The 20,478-nt window shown below is 66.9% G+C and carries 19 protein-coding genes and 1 riboswitch; of the genes, 17 read left to right on the top strand and 2 right to left on the bottom strand.

Annotation, left to right across the window (positions count from 1 at the left end):
* Window positions 1-2: 2 nt before the first annotated feature.
* The 3 genes from A5651_RS26365 to A5651_RS02825 are packed head-to-tail and all read left to right on the top strand — an operon-like array spanning window position 3 to window position 1,743.
* The gene (locus tag A5651_RS26365) at window positions 3-428 is read left to right on the top strand and encodes a hypothetical protein (protein ID WP_369803905.1); all 426 of its coding nucleotides are present in this window, start codon (window positions 3-5) and stop codon (window positions 426-428) included.
* Window positions 425-1,090 carry a TetR family transcriptional regulator gene (locus A5651_RS02830; protein WP_066975336.1) on the top strand — a complete coding sequence of 222 codons (666 nt, stop codon included), beginning with the start codon at window positions 425-427 and terminating at the stop codon, window positions 1,088-1,090. The genes A5651_RS26365 and A5651_RS02830 overlap by 4 nt, the downstream gene beginning before the upstream one ends.
* Window positions 1,087-1,743 (top strand): hemerythrin domain-containing protein, encoded by a 657-nt coding sequence (locus A5651_RS02825; RefSeq protein ID WP_066975334.1) that lies wholly within the window; start codon window positions 1,087-1,089, stop codon window positions 1,741-1,743. Before A5651_RS02830 ends, A5651_RS02825 begins: the two co-directional genes overlap by 4 nt.
* A gap of 68 nt (window positions 1,744-1,811) precedes the next feature.
* On the opposite strand, the gene A5651_RS02820 is transcribed toward A5651_RS02825, so the two are convergent.
* Together A5651_RS02820 and A5651_RS02815 are read right to left on the bottom strand one after the other, a co-directional pair.
* On the bottom strand, window positions 1,812-3,740 hold the full coding sequence (locus tag A5651_RS02820; RefSeq protein WP_066975333.1) for an ABC transporter ATP-binding protein/permease: 1,929 nt from the start codon (window positions 3,738-3,740) through the stop codon (window positions 1,812-1,814).
* Between the two features lie 46 nt (window positions 3,741-3,786).
* Window positions 3,787-5,697 carry an ABC transporter ATP-binding protein/permease gene (locus A5651_RS02815; protein ID WP_066975331.1) on the bottom strand — a complete coding sequence of 637 codons (1,911 nt, stop codon included), beginning with the start codon at window positions 5,695-5,697 and terminating at the stop codon, window positions 3,787-3,789.
* A gap of 171 nt (window positions 5,698-5,868) precedes the next feature.
* Here A5651_RS02815 and A5651_RS02810 point away from each other — a divergent pair, with 171 nt between their 5' ends.
* From A5651_RS02810 to A5651_RS02745, 14 genes are all read left to right on the top strand, one after another.
* Entirely contained in the window at window positions 5,869-7,521 is a 1,653-nt protein-coding gene (locus A5651_RS02810; RefSeq protein WP_066975329.1) for an acetolactate synthase, read from the top strand.
* Between the two features lie 64 nt (window positions 7,522-7,585).
* A complete protein-coding gene (locus tag A5651_RS02805; RefSeq protein ID WP_066975466.1) occupies window positions 7,586-8,434 on the top strand; it encodes a GNAT family N-acetyltransferase in 849 nt (282 codons plus the stop codon).
* 137 nt (window positions 8,435-8,571) lie between these two features.
* Entirely contained in the window at window positions 8,572-10,917 is a 2,346-nt protein-coding gene (gene secA2, locus A5651_RS02800) for an accessory Sec system translocase SecA2 (protein WP_066975327.1), read from the top strand.
* 9 nt (window positions 10,918-10,926) lie between these two features.
* Window positions 10,927-11,526 (top strand): CDP-alcohol phosphatidyltransferase family protein, encoded by a 600-nt coding sequence (locus A5651_RS02795; RefSeq protein WP_066975325.1) that lies wholly within the window; start codon window positions 10,927-10,929, stop codon window positions 11,524-11,526.
* Window positions 11,519-12,433 (top strand): DUF881 domain-containing protein, encoded by a 915-nt coding sequence (locus tag A5651_RS02790; protein ID WP_066975323.1) that lies wholly within the window; start codon window positions 11,519-11,521, stop codon window positions 12,431-12,433. Before A5651_RS02795 ends, A5651_RS02790 begins: the two co-directional genes overlap by 8 nt.
* Window positions 12,430-12,762 (top strand): small basic family protein, encoded by a 333-nt coding sequence (locus A5651_RS02785; RefSeq protein WP_066975321.1) that lies wholly within the window; start codon window positions 12,430-12,432, stop codon window positions 12,760-12,762. The genes A5651_RS02790 and A5651_RS02785 overlap by 4 nt, the downstream gene beginning before the upstream one ends.
* 1 nt (window position 12,763) lies before the next feature.
* Complete coding sequence (locus A5651_RS02780) at window positions 12,764-13,588, top strand: DUF881 domain-containing protein (protein ID WP_066975318.1); 825 nt, start codon at window positions 12,764-12,766, stop codon at window positions 13,586-13,588.
* Window positions 13,589-13,610: 22 nt separating this feature from the next.
* On the top strand, window positions 13,611-14,006 hold the full coding sequence (gcvH, locus tag A5651_RS02775) for a glycine cleavage system protein GcvH (protein WP_066975316.1): 396 nt from the start codon (window positions 13,611-13,613) through the stop codon (window positions 14,004-14,006).
* A gap of 200 nt (window positions 14,007-14,206) precedes the next feature.
* The gene (garA, locus tag A5651_RS02770) at window positions 14,207-14,686 is read left to right on the top strand and encodes a glycogen accumulation regulator GarA (RefSeq protein WP_066975314.1); all 480 of its coding nucleotides are present in this window, start codon (window positions 14,207-14,209) and stop codon (window positions 14,684-14,686) included.
* Window positions 14,687-14,746: 60 nt separating this feature from the next.
* Complete coding sequence (locus tag A5651_RS02765) at window positions 14,747-15,478, top strand: MerR family transcriptional regulator (protein WP_156662537.1); 732 nt, start codon at window positions 14,747-14,749, stop codon at window positions 15,476-15,478.
* A 48-nt stretch (window positions 15,479-15,526) separates the two neighbouring features.
* A complete protein-coding gene (locus tag A5651_RS02760; protein ID WP_066975312.1) occupies window positions 15,527-16,021 on the top strand; it encodes a bifunctional nuclease family protein in 495 nt (164 codons plus the stop codon).
* Between the two features lie 214 nt (window positions 16,022-16,235).
* Window positions 16,236-16,856 (top strand): MerR family transcriptional regulator, encoded by a 621-nt coding sequence (locus A5651_RS02755; protein WP_066975310.1) that lies wholly within the window; start codon window positions 16,236-16,238, stop codon window positions 16,854-16,856.
* 72 nt (window positions 16,857-16,928) lie between these two features.
* A riboswitch (glycine riboswitch) is annotated at window positions 16,929-17,026 on the top strand.
* 131 nt (window positions 17,027-17,157) lie between these two features.
* Window positions 17,158-19,995 (top strand): aminomethyl-transferring glycine dehydrogenase, encoded by a 2,838-nt coding sequence (gcvP, locus tag A5651_RS02750; RefSeq protein WP_066975308.1) that lies wholly within the window; start codon window positions 17,158-17,160, stop codon window positions 19,993-19,995.
* The gene (locus A5651_RS02745) at window positions 19,995-20,474 is read left to right on the top strand and encodes a hypothetical protein (RefSeq protein WP_066975306.1); all 480 of its coding nucleotides are present in this window, start codon (window positions 19,995-19,997) and stop codon (window positions 20,472-20,474) included. The genes gcvP and A5651_RS02745 overlap by 1 nt, the downstream gene beginning before the upstream one ends.
* The last annotated feature ends 4 nt before the right edge of the window (window positions 20,475-20,478 follow it).

Genomic DNA, 20,478 nt, shown 5'->3' with positions numbered 1-20,478 from the left:
TCATGCTGCCGACGTTGCGCCGTCGCTGGGTGCAGCGACGCATCTCGGACAGGGCTTCGCAGCTGTCGGTGACCTATCGCAAGGGGCCGCTGGGTAGTGCACCGCGACCACGGACGTGGGGCATCCGTGCACCGAGACGGGGTCCGGGTGACAGAGTGCCGGACGCCGAATTCACCTGTGAGAATGGAGATGTGGTGCGGCTGTTCACCGCGCTGGGCCCTGGTTGGGCACTGCTTGGCCGAGAATCACTGGGTGCGGTCGCGCAGACTCGACTCGGCAATGTCACGGTCTTGCCCGCCGACGGCGACGCCCTTCTTGTGCGGCCAGATGGTCATATCGCCTGGCGCGGAAGAGATCCGCGCAACCTTTCGGAATGGCTTGACAGCACGTTGGGTCGTCAAGACCCCGTGAAAGCGGTGCGGCGATGACAGACGACTGGCGCAGCCGTAAGAAAGCGGCCACCCGAAGGTCGATTCAGGAACACGCACTCCGCCTGTTCGCCGCCAACGGGTACAACAACACCACGGTCGAAGACATCGCCGCGGCCGCGGGTGTGTCACACATGACGTTCTTCCGCTACTTCCCCCGCAAAGAAGACGTGGTGGGAACACGTGAATACGATGCGATGATCGAAGCGCACATCATCGCCCGACCACTGCACGAGTCACCCCTGGCTGCAATCAAAGCCGCATTGTCAAGCAGCTTCGCGACAATCCTTCCGATCGATGGACCGCGGATTTACGACCGCGTTCGGCTCATGGTCAGCACTCCGGAATTACGTATGCGACAGATGATCGCCATGGATGAGACGCGCGACCTGTTCGCGCGTTCGCTCACGCGACGCAACCGGCGAGCCCCCGACGATTTCGAGGTGACCGTTCACGCGGCGATCGCCGTCGCCGTCTTCGTGGCCGCCCTGGAAACTTGGGCGCGGACTGACGATGGCGATCTCATCGGGATCCTCGATGCGACATTTCGCGCCGCTGAAACCGCGACTGCCGGTCCCGCTGCGGATCCTGCGCCGCCCCGCCGTTTGCGTTCTGCTCGACCCGCACCAGTTGCCCAACCGACGGTAAGGAGCCGACGATGACCTCACCTGCCGCATTCGAGATGGCAATCGTTCATCGCGCGTTCCGAAACGAGCTACACCGCCTCCCGGAACTGATCGATTGCGTCCGTGAAGGCGATGCCAGACGCGCTGCGGTGGTCGACGCGCACTTGAAGTTTGTCGTTGCCGTGCTGCACCACCATCATTCAGCCGAAGACGACCTCATCTGGCCGAAGCTGCATGCCCGGGCGCCCTTGCACGACAGCGATATCTACCGCATGGAGGATGCGCACCGCACCATTGCGGCGGCCGTCGACAGGGCAAAAGCCGAGGGCTCGGCATGGGCGAAATCAGGTGCACTCTCGGCGGCAGAACGGTTGCGGACGGCAGTCGATGACTTGGTCCGATGCGTCGACGCGCACCTCGAGGAAGAGGAACGCGACGTCGTACCGTTGATCGACGAGTACCTCACCGAGGCCGAGTGGAAGAAGGCGACTGTGCGTGGCGCGTCGTTTCTGCGCACTCATCCCAGGTTGGGACTGGTCTTCGGGGGCTGCATCCTCGAAGGGGTATCGCAGGAAGACAAGGACCGCTTCCTTGCCGGTACACCGCCGGCCGCCAGACTGATGTGGCGACTGGCCGGTACCCGTACCTACGAGCGTTACTGCGCGAGGCTTCACGGCCCAGCTTCTTGACATCGCCGAGGCGATGAGCTCGTCGGGCGACGACGTAAACGTTCCGTGCCGAGCGGCTGCCCCGGCGGTCACACGGGCGCGGGTGCGGACTCCCTGCCCTGCACCCGACCGAAGCGCCATTCGCCGCCGCCGAGGAGTTCGAGTTCGTGGGTGTGATGCTGCTCGACCGTGCTGCGGTGGCTGACGCTGACCAGGATCGTGTCCGGCAGCTCGGTACGCACCAGGGAGTAGAGAAGATATTCCAGTCCTTCGTCGAGCGCAGAGGTCGACTCGTCGAGGAACGCCGCTTTCGGTTTGGTCAGCAGGATGCGGGCGAACGCAATGCGCTGCTGCTCGCCGGGGGAGAGCACCTTGGCCCAATCCAGCACCTCGTCGAGCCGCTCGGTGAGGTGTGACAGCGCCACCTTTTCCAATGTGCGCTTGAGCTTTTGATCGTCGATCGCGCCTACTTCGTTCGGGTAGCTCACGACGGCGCGCAGATCGCCGAGAGGGACGTACGGCAGCTGCGACAGGAACATCGTCTCGTTGGGCCCGCACGGGCGCGTCAGCGTTCCGGAGGTGAACGGCCACAGCTCGGCGAGGCTGCGCAGCAACGTCGTTTTGCCCACACCCGACGACCCGGTGACGACGCAGGTGTCGCCGACCTCCAGCCGCAGATCGAGCGGGTTGAGAAGCTGCTTGCCGTCGGGGGTGCGCACCTCGACGTCGCTGAGGACGACGGTGCCGTCGACGCACGGTGTGGTGGTGATCTCGGGCAGTGCGCGGCCTTCCTCGTTGGCCGTGACCAGGCCATGGAGGCGGATGATCGCGGCGCGATAGCCGGCGAACATGTCGTAAGCATTGCGAAACCACGACAGCCCGCTCTGGATCGAGCCGAACGCCGACGCGGACTGCGTCATCGCGCCGAGCAGGATCTCGCCGTTGAAGAACCGCGGGAACTGCAGCAGGTAGGGCAGCGGCACGATGAGTTGGCCCATCGACCAGTTCCAGCCGTTGAAGCCCAGAGAACGGGCGACATACCGCTTGTAGTTGCCGACGACGGAGTCGAACATTCCGCGTAATCCGGTGCGTTCGGCGGCCTCGCCGCGGTAGAAAGCGACGGCCTCGGACGCGTCGCGCAGGCGGACCAGCGCATAACGGAAGGCCGCGTTGAACTTCTCGTTGCGGAAGGACAACCAGATGATGGGCCTGCCGATCCAGAAGGCGATCACGGATGCGAACAGCACGAACACGATTCCTATCCAGAACATTGCTCTGGGCAGTTCGTAGCCGATCAGCGGGATCGTCAGCGGGCCCGACAGGCTCCACAGGATCGCGGTGAATGACAGCATCGAGGCAACCGCGCTGATCGCCCCGAACAGCAGGGTGTTCTGGGAGTAGTAGTACGGCACGTTAGGCAGCGGCCCGTTGCAGGCGGTGAAGATGTCGATGTCACCCTGAATGCGCTGATCGGGGTTGTCGATCTTGTCGTCGATGAACCGGGCGCGGTAATAGGCCTTGCCGTCCAGCCAATCCCCGGTGAGCCGGTCGGTCAACCACGCGCGCCACGCCAGGCAGAAGCGCTGGATCAGGAACATGTCCAAGAGCAGGCGGGCGATGAAGATCGCCGCGAGAATCGAGAAGACGCCGATCGATACCCAGAAGCCATGGGCGCCCGAGGCCTTCACCGCTTCGTTGCCCGCGCTGCGGCCTCCTTCGACGGTCTGGAAGCTGGTCAGCATGTCGTTGCTCTGGAAGCTCAGCAGGACGTCGAGGCGTACGCCGACGATCACCAGGAACAGGATCGCGCCGAGCCAAACCCAGACGCGGACGCTCTCGGCGCCGGTGAAGTAGTCGCCGGTGATTCGCCAGAACTGCCTGCCCCAGGTGGTGAACCGTGCGATCAGGACACAGATCACCAGCGTGGCGACCGCCGCGATCGCCCAGCCTTTGATCACCCACACCAGCGACGTGCCCAGCTCATTGCCCCAGTCCAGCGTGGGGGTGAACATCTCCATGCGGGCAACGTACCTTGAGTAGCTGGAACCAGCGCCGGAAGACACATCAACTACGCGCGGCCAGTGGCTCCAGCCGCCATTCACCGGCGCCTACAAGCTCGAGCTGGCGGGCGTGGAACCGCGCGAGCGTTGCCCGATGGCTCACGCTGACCACAATCATCTCCGGCAGCTCGCTGCGGATCAGTTCATACAGGGTCAGCTCGAGGCCCTCATCGAGCGCAGAGGTCGATTCGTCGAGGAACACCGCCTTCGGCTTGGTCAACAGGATGCGGGCGAAGGCGATTCGCTGCTGCTCACCGACGGAGAGCACCTTGCCCCACTCGCCGACCTCGTTGAGCCGGATCGCCAGCTGCGGCAGCGCAACCTTGACCAGTGCCTGCTGGATCTCGCGGTCGCCGACCGCGCCATCGTCATTGGGGTAGGACGCGACGGCGCGCAAATCACCCAGCGGAAGGTACGGCAGCTGCGGCACGAACATCGCGGCCTGCCTTCCCGCGGGCAGCTCCACGCGCCCGGTGACGAACGGCCAGAGTCCGGCGAGGCTCTGCAGCAGCACCGTCTTTCCGATTCCGGACGGCCCGCTGACCAGCAGCGTGTCGCCGGGCTGAAGGCGAATGTCAAGTGCGCGAATGAGGTTGGCGCCGTCAGGGGTGTGCACTTCGACCCCGTCGACGGCCAGCTCACCGTCGGCTGAGCCGGCCGTCGTCACCTGGCTGAACTTGCGGGCGCGCATGTTCTCCTCGATCAGCCCGTCGAGGCGGATCACCGCCGCGCGGTAGCCGGCGAACTCGTCGTAGGCCTCCCGGAAGAACGACAGCGCGTTATGGATCGTGACGAACGCGGTGGCCGACTGGATGACGTCGCCGAAGGAAATCTCACGGGCGAACAGCCGCGGCGCCTGCACGACGTAGGGCAGCGGGTTGATCGCCTGGCTAACCGTGAGATTCCAGCCGGTGAAACGCACCATGCGGTTGAGCCAGTGGCCGTAGTTCGACATCACTTCCGAAAGCCTGCCGCCCAGCAGCCTGCGCTCGACGTTTTCGCCGCGGTAGAGGCCGATGGCTGCGCTGGCGTCGCGCACGCGCACCAGCGCGTACCGGAAACCGGCGTTGCGCAGTTCGTTGAGATAGCTCAAACGGATCAGCGGCCTGCCGATGACGAATGCGATCAGGGTGGCTGCGAGTACATAGCCGATAACTATCCAGAACAGCGCGCGCGGAAGCGTGAAGTCACCCAGCGTCAGCGAGCCGGACAGCTGCCACAGGATGGCGCCGAACGCGATCACCGACAGCACCGCCCCGACCGCTCCGAACAATAGTGTGCTGCTCGAGCCGTAGGCCGGATTGTTCGTCTGGCCGCCAACCCCCGTCGTGAAGATGTCGATGTCCTGCTGGATGCGTTGGTCGGGATTGTCGTTGGGCCTGCGCAGGAACTGGCGGCGGTAGTAGGCGAAGTCGCCGAGCCAGTCGTCGATCAGTCTGCGGCTCAACCAGATTCGCCATCGCATAATGAACCGCTGTGTCAGGTACAGGTCCACCAGATTCAACACGACATGCACCACCGCAAGGATGAGGAAGATGCCGATGCTCACCCAGAACCCGTGGATGCCCGAATCGGTGATTTCGGTTCTGCCCGAGGCGATTCCCTGCAGGGCAACCTGCAGGGAGGTGAAGACGTCGTTGGTGTAGTAGCTGATGAGCACCGTGATGCGAACCGCGATTATCGTCGACAACAGCAGCCCCGCGAGCATTGTCCACACCAGCCGGCTCTGCGCGCCGGTGAAATACGGTCCAGTGATCCGCCAGAACTGCCGTCCCCACTCAGTCGTCCGCCGGATCACGACGAGGATCACGATGAGGCACGGCGCAGCGATCGCGAAGGCCACCAGCACCCACACCGTCGAGTGGAAAAGTTCGTGGCTCCACTCGATCGAGGACCGGAAAGTGCCGGTATTCACGCCACGACACCTCCTCCCCGCCGGAGCCGATCTGCGGCGAAGCTACCGCAGGTCGGGCGCCGCCGTGGCCGACACGCTGGCGATGGGACACCGCATCGCCGGTGATTTCGGCGTGGCTGGGTTGTGCTGCGCGCGACCAGCCACGCCAAGACCGCTGGCTAAGCTGCGGCCATGAGCATCGAAGCCCAGTCCGGCGGCAGGATCGGCGCCGGCCATTTGATCGCGCGGCGGCTGCGGGCCAGCGGCATCGACACGGTTTTCACCCTGTCGGGCGGCCACCTGTTCTCGATCTATGACGGTTGCCGTGCCGAGGGGGTCCGGTTGATAGACACCAGGCACGAACAGACCGCGGCCTTCGCCGCCGAGGGGTGGTCGAAGGTCACCCGCGTGCCTGGGGTGGCGGCGTTGACCGCCGGTCCCGGTGTCACCAACGGGATGAGCGCGATGGGCGCCGCCCAGCAGAACCAGTCGCCGCTGCTGGTACTCGGCGGGCGCGCACCCGCGCTGCGCTGGGGTCAGGGGTCACTTCAGGAAATCGATCACGTGCCGTTCGTGGCGCCGCTGGCCCGGTTCGCCGTGACGGCACCGTCGGCCGACGCGGTCGGCGGACTCATAGATGATGCGCTGAGGGCTGCGATGGGCTTCGGGAACGCACCGACCGGTGTGGCCTTCGTCGACTTCCCGATGGATCACGTCTTCGGCGAGGCAGGCGATTCAGGGGAACCGGGCGCTCTCACGCTTCCGCCGGACCCGGTGCGGGCCGACGGCGGAGCGATGGAGATCGCAGCCGCCGCGCTTGCCGGAGCGGAGCGCCCAGTGATCATGGCGGGCACCAACGTGTGGTGGGGCCACGCCGAAGCCGCTCTGCTGGAACTGGCCGAGGCGCACCGCATTCCGGTGCTGATGAACGGTATGGCGCGCGGAACGGTGCCCGCCGACCACGACCTGGCGTTCTCGCGGGCTCGGTCAAAAGGGTTGCGGGAGGCCGATGTTGCGCTGGTGATCGGTGTGCCGATGGACTTCCGGTTGGGCTTCGGCGGCGTGTTCGGCGAGCAGACGACGCTGATCGTCGCCGACCGGGTGTTACCGCAGCGGCCCCATCCGCGCGCGGTGGCCGCAGAGCTGTACGGCGACCTGACGTCGACGCTGTCGGCCCTTGCGGCTGGCAAGGCGGGCGACCACGAGAGCTGGATCGGCGATCTGCGGGCGACCGAATCTGCGGCCCGCGCCGCCGAGGACGCCGAGCTGACCGACGACCGCAGCCCGCTGCACCCGATGCGGGTGTACGCCGAGCTGAAGCCGCTGCTGGACCGCGACGCGATCGTGGTGATCGACGCCGGCGACTTCGGCTCGTACGCAGGGCGGGTCATCGACAGTTACGTACCGGGTGCGTGGCTGGACAGTGGGCCGTTCGGTTGCCTGGGGTCGGGGCCGGGCTATGCGCTGGCCGCCAAGATGGCCAGGCCCGACCGTCAGGTGGTGCTGCTGCAGGGCGACGGTGCGTTCGGATTCAGCGGCATGGAGTGGGATACGTTGGTGCGACACGGTATTCACGTCGTTTCGGTGATCGGCAACAACGGGATCTGGGCGCTGGAGAAGCACCCGATGGAGGCGTTGTACGGCTATTCGGTGGTGGCCGAGTTGCGGCCGGGCACCCGCTACGACGAGGTTGTCACCGCGCTCGGCGGCCACGGCGAGCTGGTGGCGGCGCCCGCCGAGCTACGGCCCGCGCTGGAGCGGGCGTTCGCGGCGGGCGTGCCCGCGGTGGTCAATACGCTGACCGACCCACAGGTCGCATACCCGCGTCGGTCGAACCTCGCCTGACGGTGCACGGCCGCGCCGGTAAATCGCTGGACGCCCAAAACATTCGATGGCCATCCTGGTGAGCATGTCCGTGCGTGTACACGACTCGGTGGAGGAGTTCCGTGAAATCGCCGAACCGTTGTACCGCCGCGATCCCGTCGGCAACACGATCGAACTGACGGTTCTGCAGGGCGCCAGGTTCGGTGACGACACACTGCTGCTGTCCGTCTGGGACGGCAGCACGGCCATCGGCGCCGCGCTGCAAACACCGCCCTATCCGTTGGCCTGCAACGGCTTACCCGTAAAAGGCCGCCGCCAGGCCGCACTGGAGCTGGCGCATATCCGTCCCGACTTCACCGGCGTGCGCGGCGCCCGCGACAATGCGCTGGCATTCGCCGACGCCTGGCAGGCGATCACCGGTCGCCGCGGCGCGGTGACGATGCACGAGCGGCTCTACCGATTGGGCATGCTGCAGCCGCCGAGTGGTGTCGCCGGCGAGCCACGTCAGGCGAGTCGCGACGACACCGCGGTGCTCCTCGACTGGGTCGAGCGATTCTTCGTCGAAACCTTCAGCCATCAGCGCGACGACGCCGCCGGTCGGCGATTCCTCGACAACGCCCACGCGGTCGGCGACCGCTTCGTCCTCTGGGAGATCGACCGCACGCCGGTGAGCATGGCGATGCTAAGGGCGCCCGCGGCAGGCGTGTCTCGTATCGGCCCGGTCTTCACGCCGCGCGCCTTACGTGGTCGCGGCTACGGGTCGGCGGTGACCGCGGCTGCATCGGTGCTCGCGCTCGGCAGCGGTGTCAACGAGGTGGTGCTGTTCGCCGACCTGACCAACCCCATGTCGAACGCCATCTATCAGCGCATCGGATTCGAGGCCGTCATCGACTCGGTGCGGGTCGATTTCACGTCGTCGTCGTCGTCCGGCTGACACTCGTGCGCCGCGGGCGTGCGCAGAATGCGCAGTTGCGGCGGCGTGTCGCGCAGCAGACGCGCACGCTCGCGGGGAGGGGGCGGCAGCTCGCCGTGCCGGGTTGGCGGATCGGGCGGCCGCGTACCGTATCTCTCGTGGCGAAGACGAAGACCCGCACCTCAGGTCGTGTCAGCAACCGGTTCTGGAAACTGCTGGGCGCAAGCACCGAACGCGACCAGGCCCGCTCGATGTCGCAGGTCAGCGCCTCCGAGGGGTTCCAGAAGAAGGCCGCCGACCTCGACGACGAGCAACTCAACAAGGCCGCACAGCTGCTGGAGCTCGACGACCTTGCCGACTCCAGCGACATCCCGCAATTCCTCGCCATCGCCCGCGAAGCCGCCGAACGCACGACCGGACTGCGGCCGTTCGACGTCCAACTGCTCGGCGCGCTGCGGATGCTCGCAGGCGACGTCATCGAGATGGCCACCGGTGAGGGCAAGACGCTGTCGGGCGCGATCGCGGCGGCAGGCTACGCACTGGCGGGCCGGCATGTCCACGTCGTCACCATCAACGACTACCTGGCCAAGCGCGACGCCGAATGGATGGGCCCACTGCTGGAGGCGATGGGCCTCAGCGTCGGCTGGGTGACCGCCGAATCGACCGCCGACGAGCGTCGGGCCGCCTACAAGTGCAACATCACCTACGCCTCGGTCAACGAGATCGGCTTCGACGTGTTGCGCGACCAGCTCGTCACCGATGTCCACGATCTCGTCTCCCCGAACCCGGATGTCGCGCTGATCGACGAGGCCGACTCGGTGCTCGTCGACGAGGCGCTGGTGCCGCTCGTGCTGGCGGGCACCTCACACCGGGAGACCCCGAAGCTCGAAATCATCCGGCTGGTAGGCGAATTGATCGCCGGCGAGGATTACGACACCGACGCCGACAACCGCAACGTCCACCTCACCGAGCGCGGCGCACAGAAGGTCGAGGCCAAGCTCGGCGGCATCGACCTGTACGCCGAGGAACACGTCGGCACCACCTTGACCGAGGTGAACGTCGCCTTGCACGCGCACGTGCTGTTGCACCGCGACGTGCACTACATCGTCCGCGACGACGCCGTGCACCTGATCAACGCCAGCCGCGGCCGCATCGCGCAGCTGCAGCGCTGGCCGGACGGGCTGCAGGCCGCGGTCGAGGCCAAGGAAGGCATCGAGACCACCGAAACCGGTGAGGTGCTCGACACCATCACGGTGCAGGCGTTGATCAGCCGCTATCCGACGGTGTGCGGCATGACCGGCACGGCGCTGGCGGCAGGCGAGCAGCTGCGGCAGTTCTACAAGCTCGGCGTCTCACCGATTCCGCCGAACACCCCCAACATCCGCGAGGACGAGCCGGACCGCGTCTACATCACCGCCGCCGCGAAGTTCGACGCGATCGTCGACCACATCGCCGAGGTGCACAAGACCAAGCAGCCGATCCTGGTCGGTACCCGCGACGTCGCCGAGTCCGAAGAGCTGCACGAGAAGCTGGTCAAGGCCGGCGTACCCGCCGTCGTGCTGAACGCAAAGAACGACGAGGAGGAGGCCCGCGTCATCGCCGAGGCGGGCAAGCTGGGCTCGGTGACGGTCTCCACGCAGATGGCGGGCCGCGGCACCGACATCCGGCTGGGCGGGTCCGACGTCGGCGATCATGCCGCCGAAAAAGATGAGGTGGCCGAACTGGGCGGCCTACACGTCATCGGCACCGGGCGGCACAGCACCCAGCGGCTGGACAATCAACTGCGTGGCCGCGCCGGCCGCCAGGGCGATCCCGGCTCGTCGGTGTTCTTCTCCAGCTGGGAAGACGACGTGGTGGTGGCCCACCTCGAGCCCGAGAAGCTCAGCAAGCTGCCCACCGAAACCGACGAGGACGGCCGCGTCGTCAACAAGAAGGCCGTCGGTCTGCTCGACCACGCACAGCGCGTCGCCGAGGGCAGGCTGCTGTCGGTGCACGCCACCACCTGGCAGTTCAACGAGTTGATCGCCCAGCAGCGGGCGATCCTGGTGGAACGCCGAAACGCGTTGCTGCGCACGGCGACTGCGCGCGAGGAACTGGAGAAGAAAAGCCCGGAGCGCTACGAGGAGTTGGCCGAGCAGCTCAGCGAGGAACAGCTGGAGCGGATCTGCAGGCAGATCATGCTGTACCACCTCGACCGCGGCTGGGCCGATCACCTGGCCTACCTCGCCGACATCCGGGAGAGCATCCATCTGCGCGCCCTGGGTCACCAGAAACCGATCGACGAGTTCCATCGGATGGCCGTCGACGCGTTCGCCTCGCTGGCCGCCGACGCCATCGAGGCCGCCCAGCAGACCTTCGAGACGGCGAACGTGCTCGACGAGGAGCAGGGCCTGGACCTGTCCAAGCTCGCCAGGCCGACGTCGACGTGGACCTACATGGTTCATGACAATCCGCTGGCAGAAGACTCGATGTCAGCACTGAGCCTGCCGGGTATCTTCCGCTAGGTTTATTCCATGAACCGCGGGCCGGGGGAGCGGGACCGCGTGGTGACGGTGCCCAACGCGCTCTCAGTGCTGCGTCTGGTGCTCGTCCCGGTCTTCCTGTATCTCCTACTGGTCGTGCACGCCAACGGCTGGGCGGTGGCCATCCTGATGTTCAGCGGCGCCTCGGACTGGGCCGACGGCAAGATCGCCCGGATGGTGGACAACCAATCGTCGCGGCTGGGTGAACTGCTCGATCCGGCCGTCGACCGGATCTACATGCTGACCGTGCCGCTGGCGTTCGGGTTCGCCCACATCGTGCCGTGGTGGATCGTGGCGACCTTGATCGGTCGCGACGCCGTGCTGGCGGCCACCCTTCCGCTGCTGCGCACCCGCGGGCTGACGGCGCTGCCGGTCACCTACATCGGTAAGGGCGCGACGTTCGCGCTCATGTCGGGGTTCCCGCTGGTTCTGCTGGGGCAATGGGATGCGTTGTGGAGCAGGGTGATTCTGGCCTGCGGCTGGGCGTTTCTGATCTGGGGACTGATGCTCTATCTGTGGTCGGGCGTCCTGTACCTCATGCAGGTCGGCCTGGTGCTGCGGCAGATGCCGAAGGTGCCCTCCAATGGCTGACGACCACCGGGCCCTTGGTGGCTACGACCCCGAAGCCGGACGCAATCAGCACGAAGCGGGCGCCCCGACGCTGATTCCCGTGCCGTCGCTGCTGCGGTCATTGTTGTCCGACCACCTCGACCCCGGTTATGCGGCCGCGGCCGCCGAGCGCGCCGCCGGCCACCCCCGCAGCCGGGTGGTTTCGGCCGGCTGGCAGGTGCTGGCCGCGGTGGCGGTCGCGACCGTGTTCGCTTTCGCGGTCGGCCAGGCGCAGGCCACCGCCCCTGGCGTGCGCGAGACCCAACGGGTGCTGTCGGGCAGCGTGCGTTCCGCCGAGGAGGCCGCCGATTCCGCGACCTCCCGCCGCGACGCGCTAGCTGCCCAGGTCGACGCCGAGCGCCGCAGCCGCCTCGAAGGCGACGAGCGCGGCAGGGGGCTGCTCAGCGAACTCGACGGTGCCAACTTCTCCGCGGCGGCCACCGCTGTGAGAGGCCCGGGGCTGATAGTGACCGTCACCGATCCCGGCGTCTCCAAGGACCTCAGCGACGTGTCGAAGCAGCGCGTCGAGGGCAGCCGGCAGGTCATCCTCGATCGGGACCTGCAGATTGTGGTGAACTCGCTGTGGGCCAGCGGCGCCGAAGCGATCTCGGTGGGCGGGGTGCGGATCGGGCCGAACGTGACCATCCGGCAGGCAGGCGGCGGCATCCTGGTCGACAATCGACCGATCAGCAGCCCATACGTGATCCTCGCCGTCGGTCCGCCACACGGCATGGCCGACGTGTTCGACCGCAGCCCCGGCCTGCACCGGCTCCGGCTGCTGGAGGCCAGCTACGGCGTCGTCGTGACGGTCAGCTCGACCGACTCCCTGACCGTGCCCGCGGGCTCGGTGCGAGATGTCAACTTCGCCAGAGAAATCGGAGACAGATGATAGGAATCGCTGCCCTCGTCATCGGCATCGTCCTCGGCCTGGTCTTCCACCCCAGCGTGCCGGAATTCGTCGAGCCCTATCTGCCCATCGCCGTGGTCGCCGCACTCGACGCGGTGTTCGGCGGACTGCGGGCGTATCTGGAGCGGATCTTCGACTCGAAGGTTTTCGTCGTGTCGTTCGTCTTCAACGTCCTCGTCGCCGCTCTCATCGTCTACGTCGGCGACCAGCTCGGCGTCGGTACGCAATTGTCGACGGCGATCATCGTGGTGCTCGGCATCCGCATCTTCGGCAACGCCGCCGCGCTGCGGCGCAGACTGTTCGGCGCATGACATGACCGACGACGGCCACGGCGCACACGAGGCGGACCACGCGGGCCGCCACGAAGTGCCGCCCGACCAACCGACCGAAGCAGGCGGTCTCATAGCCCGTCTGCGGGGCGCGGCGCGGCGCGGGCGCTCGCAGCTGCTGTTCGGGGCCCTCGGCGCCCTGCTTTGCGTGCTGCTCGGCATCGCGATCGTCACGCAGGTCCGCCAGAATGAGTCGGGCGATTCGCTGGAAACGGCCCGGCCGGCCGACCTGCTGGTGCTGCTCGACTCGCTGCAGCAGCGAGAAGCCGCGCTCAACACCGAGGTCGCCGACCTGCAGCGGACGCTGGCGTCACTGCAGGCGTCAGGCAACAGCGACCAGGCGGCGATCGAGAATGCCAGGGCTCGGCTGGCTGCGCTGTCGATCCTGATCGGGACGGTGCCTGCGATGGGCCCGGGGGTGACCCTGACCATCGACGACGCCGCCCCGGGGGTGGCACCCGAAACCATGCTCGACGTCATCAATGAACTGCGCAACGCCGGCGCCGAAGCGATGGAGGTGCGCGGCGGGAACGGCGATCCGAAGGTGACCGTTCGCGTCGGGGTGGACACCTGGGTCGTCGGCGCACCGGGGGCCCTGCAGATCGACGGTCAAACCCTCAACCCGCCGTATACCGTTGTGGCCATTGGTGATCCGCCCACGTTGGCGGCCGCGATGAACATTCCCGGCGGCGCGATGGACAGCGTCGAACGCGTGGGCGGATCGATGGTGGTACAACAGTCCGACCGGGTGGACGTGACCGCCTTGCGGCAACCGAAAGCCCGCCAATACGCTCAGCCCGTGAAGTGAGCCGACCTGCCATAGGAGCCCTGTGAGCGAAATCCCGCCCGACCTGTCCTACACCTCCGAGCATGAGTGGGTGCAGCGCATCGGTGACGACACCGTAAGGGTCGGCATCACCGATTTCGCCCAGTCCTCCCTCGGCGACGTGGTGTTCGTCCAGTTGCCCGACGTCGGCAGCGACGTGACCGCGGGCGAGTCGTTCGGAGAGGTCGAGTCGACCAAGTCGGTATCCGACCTGTATTCACCGGTCACGGCGAAAGTCGTTGCGGTCAACAGCGATCTCGAGGGCAGCCCCGACTTGGTCAACTCCGATCCCTACGGCGCGGGGTGGCTCATCGAGCTGCAGGCCGACGCCGGCGCGCTGGCCGGAGAACTCGACGCGCTGCTGGACGCCGAGGGCTACCAGGCTCTTGTCACCGAGTGAGATCTTGTTAGGGTGCCAGCGATCGGTTCCACCCGCCGCCCACGAGATGTCCCGCGTGAGGCGCAGGCGTTTTATCCGGCGGGGGTGGACCCAACGGCGACCGCAGCGCGGTACGGTCGACGGAGACGAATGACGGCTGGAGAGGGGCCCACAGGGGGTCCGGCCGAGATATCGCCACAGCAGCCAGTGAGGAGCAGCGGGTGACGGACAAGGATCAGAATTCTGGGACTGACCAGACGTCTGACGATCTCACCGTAGAAACGACATCGGTATTCCGCGCCGACTTCCTCAACGAGCTGGACGCGCCTGCCGCCGCGGGTGCCGAGGGGGCCGTCTCGGGGGTTGAGGGGCTGCCGGCCGGGTCGGCCTTGCTCGTGGTCAAACGCGGCCCCAACGCGGGCTCGCGGTTCCTGCTCGACCAGCCGACCACTTCGGCGGGTCGACACCCCGACAGCGACATCTTTCTAGACGACGTGACGGTGAGCCGCCGCCATGCAGAGTTCCGTCTCGAAAACGGGGAGTTCCAAGTGGTCGACGTGGGTAGCCTCAACGGCACTTACGTCAACAGGGAGCCGGTCGATTCCGCGGTGCTGGCCAACGGCGACGAGGTGCAGATCGGCAAATTCCGCCTGGTGTTCCTCACCGGGCCCAAGACCGACGACAGCGGTTCGAGCACGTAGCAACGCCGACGAGCGCTTGAGCGTGGGGCGCCTCCCGCGCACGGCGCAGGGAGAGAGCCGATGACCCAGCCCGACACGCCCGCGCTGGCCGGGATGTCGATCGGAGCGGTTCTCGACTCGTTGCGGCCGGACTTCCCGGACGTGACCATCTCCAAGATCCGCTTCCTGGAGGCCGAGGGATTGGTGACGCCCGAGCGGACGGCCTCAGGATATCGGCGGTTCACCGCATATGACTGCGCTCGGCTGCGCTTCATTCTGACCGCTCAACGCGACCAGTACCTGCCGTTGAAGGTGATCAAGGCTCAGCTGGACGCCCAACCCGACGGTGAGCTGCCGCAGGCCGGATCCCCGTACGGCGTACCGCGTTTGGTGCCGGTGGACGGTGAACCCGTCGAGGTCGACACGGCCGCGACGCGGACCCAGGTGCGGGTGAGCCGCGAAGACTTGGTGGCGCGCTCCGGTGTGGACGACAAACTGCTCACCGCGTTGATCAAAGAGGGCGTGATCACGACGGGGCCCGCGGGGTTTTTCGACGAGCACTCCGTGGTGATCGCCCAGTGCGCGCGTGCGCTGTCCGACTACGGGGTGGAGCCGCGGCATCTGCGGGCCTTCCGGTCGGCCGCCGACCGGCAGTCAGATCTGATCGCGCAAATCGCCGGGCCCGTGGTCAAGGCCGGTAAGGCGGGTGCGCGTGACCGCGCCGACGACCTGGCGCGCGAGGTTGCGGCGTTGGCGATCACATTGCACACGTCGTTGATCAAATCGGCCGTGCGCGACGTACTCGACAGGTGAGGATTAGACTCGTCGCAAGAGGCTTCGGCGTGCGGAGGGCAGGCACAGATGGGTGAGGTTCGTGTGGTCGGCATTCGCGTGGAGCAGCCCCAGAACCAACCTGTGTTGCTGCTGCGCGAAGCCAACGGTGACCGCTATCTACCGATCTGGATCGGCCAGTCGGAAGCCGCGGCGATCGCCCTCGAGCAGCAGGGCGTCGAGCCCGCGCGTCCGTTGACCCACGATCTGATCCGCGATCTGATTGCCGCGCTTGGCCATTCGCTCAAAGAGGTGCGGATCGTGGATCTGCAAGAAGGCACCTTCTACGCCGATCTGATCTTCGATCGCGATATCAAGGTGTCGGCGCGACCGTCGGACTCGGTGGCCATCGCGCTGCGCGTCGGAGTGCCGATCTACGTCGAGGAGGCGGTGCTCGCCGAGGCAGGCCTGCTGATTCCCGACGAAAACGACGATGAGGCCGCCGGCGCGGTGCGCGAGGACGAGGTCGAGAAGTTCAAGGAGTTCCTCGACAGCGTGTCGCCCGACGACTTCAAGGCGACCTGAGGGGCCAAACATCACGGATGCGTCTCAACTGACGCATCCGCGCTCGACACGCGGCGCGAGTTTCCGACAACCATGATCAGGGCAGCCATACTTTGATGGTCGCGACGGGCAGTCAGGGTTCGTCGGGAAGCGTATGCTCGACACATTCGAGCTTGGGCAAACGTGCCGCGGTGCAGGTCACAGACGCGAGTTCGGTCGGTGAGAGGATTCGAGAGTGGAAGACACACCACGTCAAGAGCAGCTGGACCTTTCGACCGACGATGCACCCCCCGCGTCTGCCCCGGTCGCCAGCGAACCCGTGCAGGCCGGCCTGTTCCCCGACGACTCGGTGCCAGACGAACTCGTCGGCTACCGCGGGCCGAGCGCCTGCCAGATCGCCGGCATCACCTACCGCCAGCTCGACTACTGGGCGCGGACCTCACTCGTCGTGCCGTCGATCCGCAGCGCCGCCGGATCTGGCAGCCAGCGGCTGTACTCGTTCAAGGACATCCTCGTTCTCAAGATCGTGAAACGCCTGCTGGACACCGGCATCTCGTTGCACAACATCCGCGTGGCCGTCGATCACCTGCGTCAGCGCGGCGTCCGTGATCTGGCCAACATCACGCTGTTCTCCGACGGCACTACCGTCTACGAATGCACCTCCGCCGAGGAGGTCGTCGATCTCCTGCAAGGCGGCCAGGGCGTGTTCGGCATCGCCGTCTCCGGTGCGATGCGCGAGCTCACCGGTGCGATCGCCGATTTCCCCGGCGAACGCGCCGACGGCGGCGAGTCCATCAGCGCGCCGGAGGACGAACTGGCTACCCGGCGCAAGCACCGCGACCGCAAGATCGGCTAGTTCCGCGGTTGAGCCGGCATTTTGCCTCGGCTCCTCGATAGGATGCGCCGCCCGGTAAACTCGAGCCCGTATCGCCCTTGTGCGGGAGAGTTCCGTGACCGCCAGCCACGGACGCCGAAGGAGCAACACCTCTCCGTCAACCTCTCAGGCACCCGGACCGCGCAGGGTCACGATGCCTCTGGAAAGCGGTAAGCAGCCCCGTCGGGGACCGCGTACCCGCCCATGGGGAAAGGCGTATCCGCCGAATCTCTCAGGCACCGACGACAGAGGGAGAGGACCTACCGTCAGGAGAGGTCCCGGGATGCCCGAATCACCCACCTTCGCCGACCGCCACATCGGACCCGACGCCGATGCCGTCGCGACCATCCTCAAGACCATCGGCGTGGGCTCGCTCGACGAACTCGCCGACAAAGCGCTTCCTGCAGGGATTCTCGACACGTTGGGTGTCGACGGCATCGCGCCGGGCCTCGACCGGCTGCCGCAGGCCGCCACCGAAGAGCAGGCGCTCGCCGAACTCCGCGCGCTCGCGGATGCGAACACCGTTGCGGTGTCGATGATCGGCCAGGGCTACTACGAGACGATGACCCCGCCCGTCTTGCGGCGCAACATCCTGGAGAACCCGGCCTGGTACACCGCTTACACCCCCTATCAGCCGGAGATCAGCCAGGGCCGGCTGGAGGCGCTGCTGAACTTCCAGACCATGGTCGCCGACCTGACCGGCCTCGAGGTCGCCAACGCGTCGATGCTCGACGAGGGCACGGCGGCCGCCGAGGCGATGACGCTCATGCACCGCGCTGCCAAAGGAAAGTCGAACCGATTGGCCGTCGACCGCGACCTGTTCCGCCAGACCGCCGCCGTGATCGCCACCAGGGCCGAGCCGCTCGGCATCGAGATCATCACCGCCGATCTGCGTGCGGGCCTGCCCGACGGCGACTTCTTCGGGGTGATCACCCAACTGCCCGGCGCCAGTGGGGAAGTGGTCGACTGGACCGAGCTGGTGAACCAGGCGCACCAGCGGGGTGCACTGGTGGCGATCGGCGCCGACCTGCTCGGGCTGACGCTCATCACGCCGCCCGGCGAGATTGGGGCCGACGTGGGGTTCGGCAGCACCCAACGCTTCGGTGTACCAATGGGTTTCGGCGGACCACACGCGGGCTATCTGGCCGTGCACACCAGCCACGCCCGGCAGTTGCCTGGCCGGCTGGTCGGGGTCTCGGTGGACGCCGACGGGTCACCGGCCTACCGGCTGTCGCTGCAAACCCGAGAACAGCACATCCGCCGCGACAAGGCGACCAGCAACATCTGCACCGCGCAGGTGCTGCTCGCGGTGATCGCCGCCATGTACGCCAGCTACCACGGCGCCGACGGGCTGACCGGCATTGCCCGGCGGGTCCATGACCACGCCCGCACCGTGGCGGCCGGGTTGTCGACCGCCGCTGTCGAGGTGGTGCACGACCGGTTCTTCGACACCGTGCTTGCGCGGGTTCCCGGCCGCGCCGCGGCGGTGCGCGACGAGGCCAAATCGCGCGGCGTCAACGTCTGGCTCGTCGACGACAACCACCTCTCCGTGTCCTGCGACGAGGCCACCACGCTGGAGCACGTCGAGCGCGTGCTGGCCGCATTCGGCGCCCGCGGAAGCGGTGAGTTCGACGGCTCCGACATCGCGACGCGCACCTCGAACTTCCTGACCCATCCCGCGTTCACCCGGTACCGCACCGAAACCGAGATGATGCGCTACTTGCGTTCGCTGGCCGACAAAGATATCGCCTTGGACCGCAGCATGATTCCGCTCGGCTCGTGCACCATGAAGCTCAACGCCGCCGCGGAGATGGAGCCGATCACCTGGCCCGAGTTCGCCCGCCAGCACCCGTTCGCGCCGCACTCCGACGCGCCCGGGCTGCGCAAGCTGATCGCGGACTTGGAGGCCTGGTTGGCGCAGCTGACGGGCTATGACGCAGTGTCGCTGCAGCCCAATGCGGGTTCGCAGGGCGAATACGCCGGGCTGCTGGCAATTCAGGCCTATCACGCCGCGCGCGGTGGGGCACACCGCGACGTCTGCCTGATCCCGTCGAGCGCGCACGGCACCAATGCGGCGTCGGCGGCGCTGGCAGGCATGCGCGTAGTAGTGGTCGCCTGCCGGGGTAACGGTGACGTCGATCTCGATGATCTGCGCGCCAAGGTTGCCGAACACTCAGACCGGTTGTCCGCCTTGATGATCACCTATCCGTCCACCCACGGTGTCTACGAGCACGACATCGCCGACATCTGCGCGGCGGTGCACGACGCCGGCGGCCAGGTATACGTCGACGGCGCGAACCTCAACGCGTTGGTGGGGTTGGCGCGGCCCGGCAAGTTCGGCGGCGACGTCAGCCATCTGAACCTGCACAAGACGTTCTGCATCCCGCATGGCGGCGGCGGCCCGGGCGTGGGACCGGTCGCGGTCCGGGCACACCTGCAGTCCTACCTGCCCGGCCACCCGCTGGCCGACGAATTGCCCGACGAGCACACGGTGTCGTCGGCGCCGTACGGGTCGGCCTCGATCCTGCCCATCACCTGGGCCTACATCAGGATGATGGGCCCCGAGGGACTACGTGCGGCGTCGCTGACCGCGATCGCGTCGGCCAACTACATCGCCCGACGCCTCCACGAGTACTACCCGGTGCTCTACACCGGCGAGAACGGCATGGTCGCCCACGAGTGCATCCTCGACCTGCGGGGAATCACGAAGGCCACCGGTGTCACGGTCGACGATGTCGCGAAGCGGTTGGCGGACTACGGCTTCCACGCGCCGACGATGAGCTTCCCGGTGGCGGGAACGCTCATGGTCGAGCCAACGGAAAGCGAGAGCCTCGCCGAAGTGGATGCGTTCTGCGAGGCGATGATCGCGATCCGCGCCGAAATCGATCAGGTCGGCAGCGGCCGATGGCCCGCCGACGACAATCCGCTGCGTGGCGCCCCGCACACCGCCGAAAGCCTGCTGGTTGACGATTGGTCGCACCCGTATACGCGCCAGCAGGCCGCATATCCGCTCGGGAATGCCTTCCGACCCAAGGTGTGGCCGCCCGTGCGACGGATCGATGGCGCGTATGGTGATAGAAACCTAATCTGTTCATGTCCACCAGTGGAGGCTTTCGCCTGATGTCCCGAATTGCAGTCGCGGCGGCCTTGCTCGTCATCGGCTGGTCGGCATCGACGTCTGTGGCCCACGCCGAGCCCGACCCGTCGCCGACGCCTTCGCCCCACGGCGGGGGTGGAGCGCCGGGCCCGGCACAACCCGGCGCGGAAGCCGCGCCGCCGCCCGGTCCGCTGACGAGCTTCGGTGACGGCACCTATCAGGTCGGCACCCAGATCCTGCCCGGCGTGTACCAATCGGCCGGGCCGGTCGAGGGCGGCGTCTGTTACTGGAAGCGCACGAATGGTCAGGGCACCCTCGCCAACGCCATGAGCAAACAGCCGCAGACCGTGCAGATCCAGGCAGGCGACACCACCTTCAAGACCAGCCAATGCCAGGACTGGCAGAAGACCGACGCCCCGCCGCCGGCTAGGCCGAATCCCGGCGAAGTGCTGGGCTCGCTGGGCAGTCTCATCGGAGGCGGCGCCGCACCCGCCGGCGGTTGATAAT

It is taken from the genome of Mycobacterium sp. 1274761.0 (assembly GCF_001668615.1).
Taxonomy (GTDB): Bacteria; Actinomycetota; Actinomycetes; order Mycobacteriales; family Mycobacteriaceae; genus Mycobacterium.
Note: the sequence above shows the minus strand (reverse complement) of the source record. Positions and strands in the feature narration are given on the sequence as shown.

Coding starts and splice junctions, on each gene's coding strand:
- A5651_RS26365 (WP_369803905.1), top strand. CDS start 3: ATGCTGCCGACGTTGCGCCGTCGCTGGGTGCAGCGACGCATCTCGGAC.
- A5651_RS02830 (WP_066975336.1), top strand. CDS start 425: ATGACAGACGACTGGCGCAGCCGTAAGAAAGCGGCCACCCGAAGGTCG.
- A5651_RS02825 (WP_066975334.1), top strand. CDS start 1,087: ATGACCTCACCTGCCGCATTCGAGATGGCAATCGTTCATCGCGCGTTC.
- A5651_RS02820 (WP_066975333.1), bottom strand. CDS start 3,740: ATGGAGATGTTCACCCCCACGCTGGACTGGGGCAATGAGCTGGGCACG.
- A5651_RS02810 (WP_066975329.1), top strand. CDS start 5,869: ATGAGCATCGAAGCCCAGTCCGGCGGCAGGATCGGCGCCGGCCATTTG.
- A5651_RS02805 (WP_066975466.1), top strand. CDS start 7,586: ATGTCCGTGCGTGTACACGACTCGGTGGAGGAGTTCCGTGAAATCGCC.
- A5651_RS02795 (WP_066975325.1), top strand. CDS start 10,927: ATGAACCGCGGGCCGGGGGAGCGGGACCGCGTGGTGACGGTGCCCAAC.
- A5651_RS02790 (WP_066975323.1), top strand. CDS start 11,519: ATGGCTGACGACCACCGGGCCCTTGGTGGCTACGACCCCGAAGCCGGA.
- A5651_RS02785 (WP_066975321.1), top strand. CDS start 12,430: ATGATAGGAATCGCTGCCCTCGTCATCGGCATCGTCCTCGGCCTGGTC.
- A5651_RS02780 (WP_066975318.1), top strand. CDS start 12,764: ATGACCGACGACGGCCACGGCGCACACGAGGCGGACCACGCGGGCCGC.
- A5651_RS02765 (WP_156662537.1), top strand. CDS start 14,747: ATGACCCAGCCCGACACGCCCGCGCTGGCCGGGATGTCGATCGGAGCG.
- A5651_RS02760 (WP_066975312.1), top strand. CDS start 15,527: ATGGGTGAGGTTCGTGTGGTCGGCATTCGCGTGGAGCAGCCCCAGAAC.
- gcvP (WP_066975308.1), top strand. CDS start 17,158: ATGCCCGAATCACCCACCTTCGCCGACCGCCACATCGGACCCGACGCC.
- A5651_RS02745 (WP_066975306.1), top strand. CDS start 19,995: ATGTCCCGAATTGCAGTCGCGGCGGCCTTGCTCGTCATCGGCTGGTCG.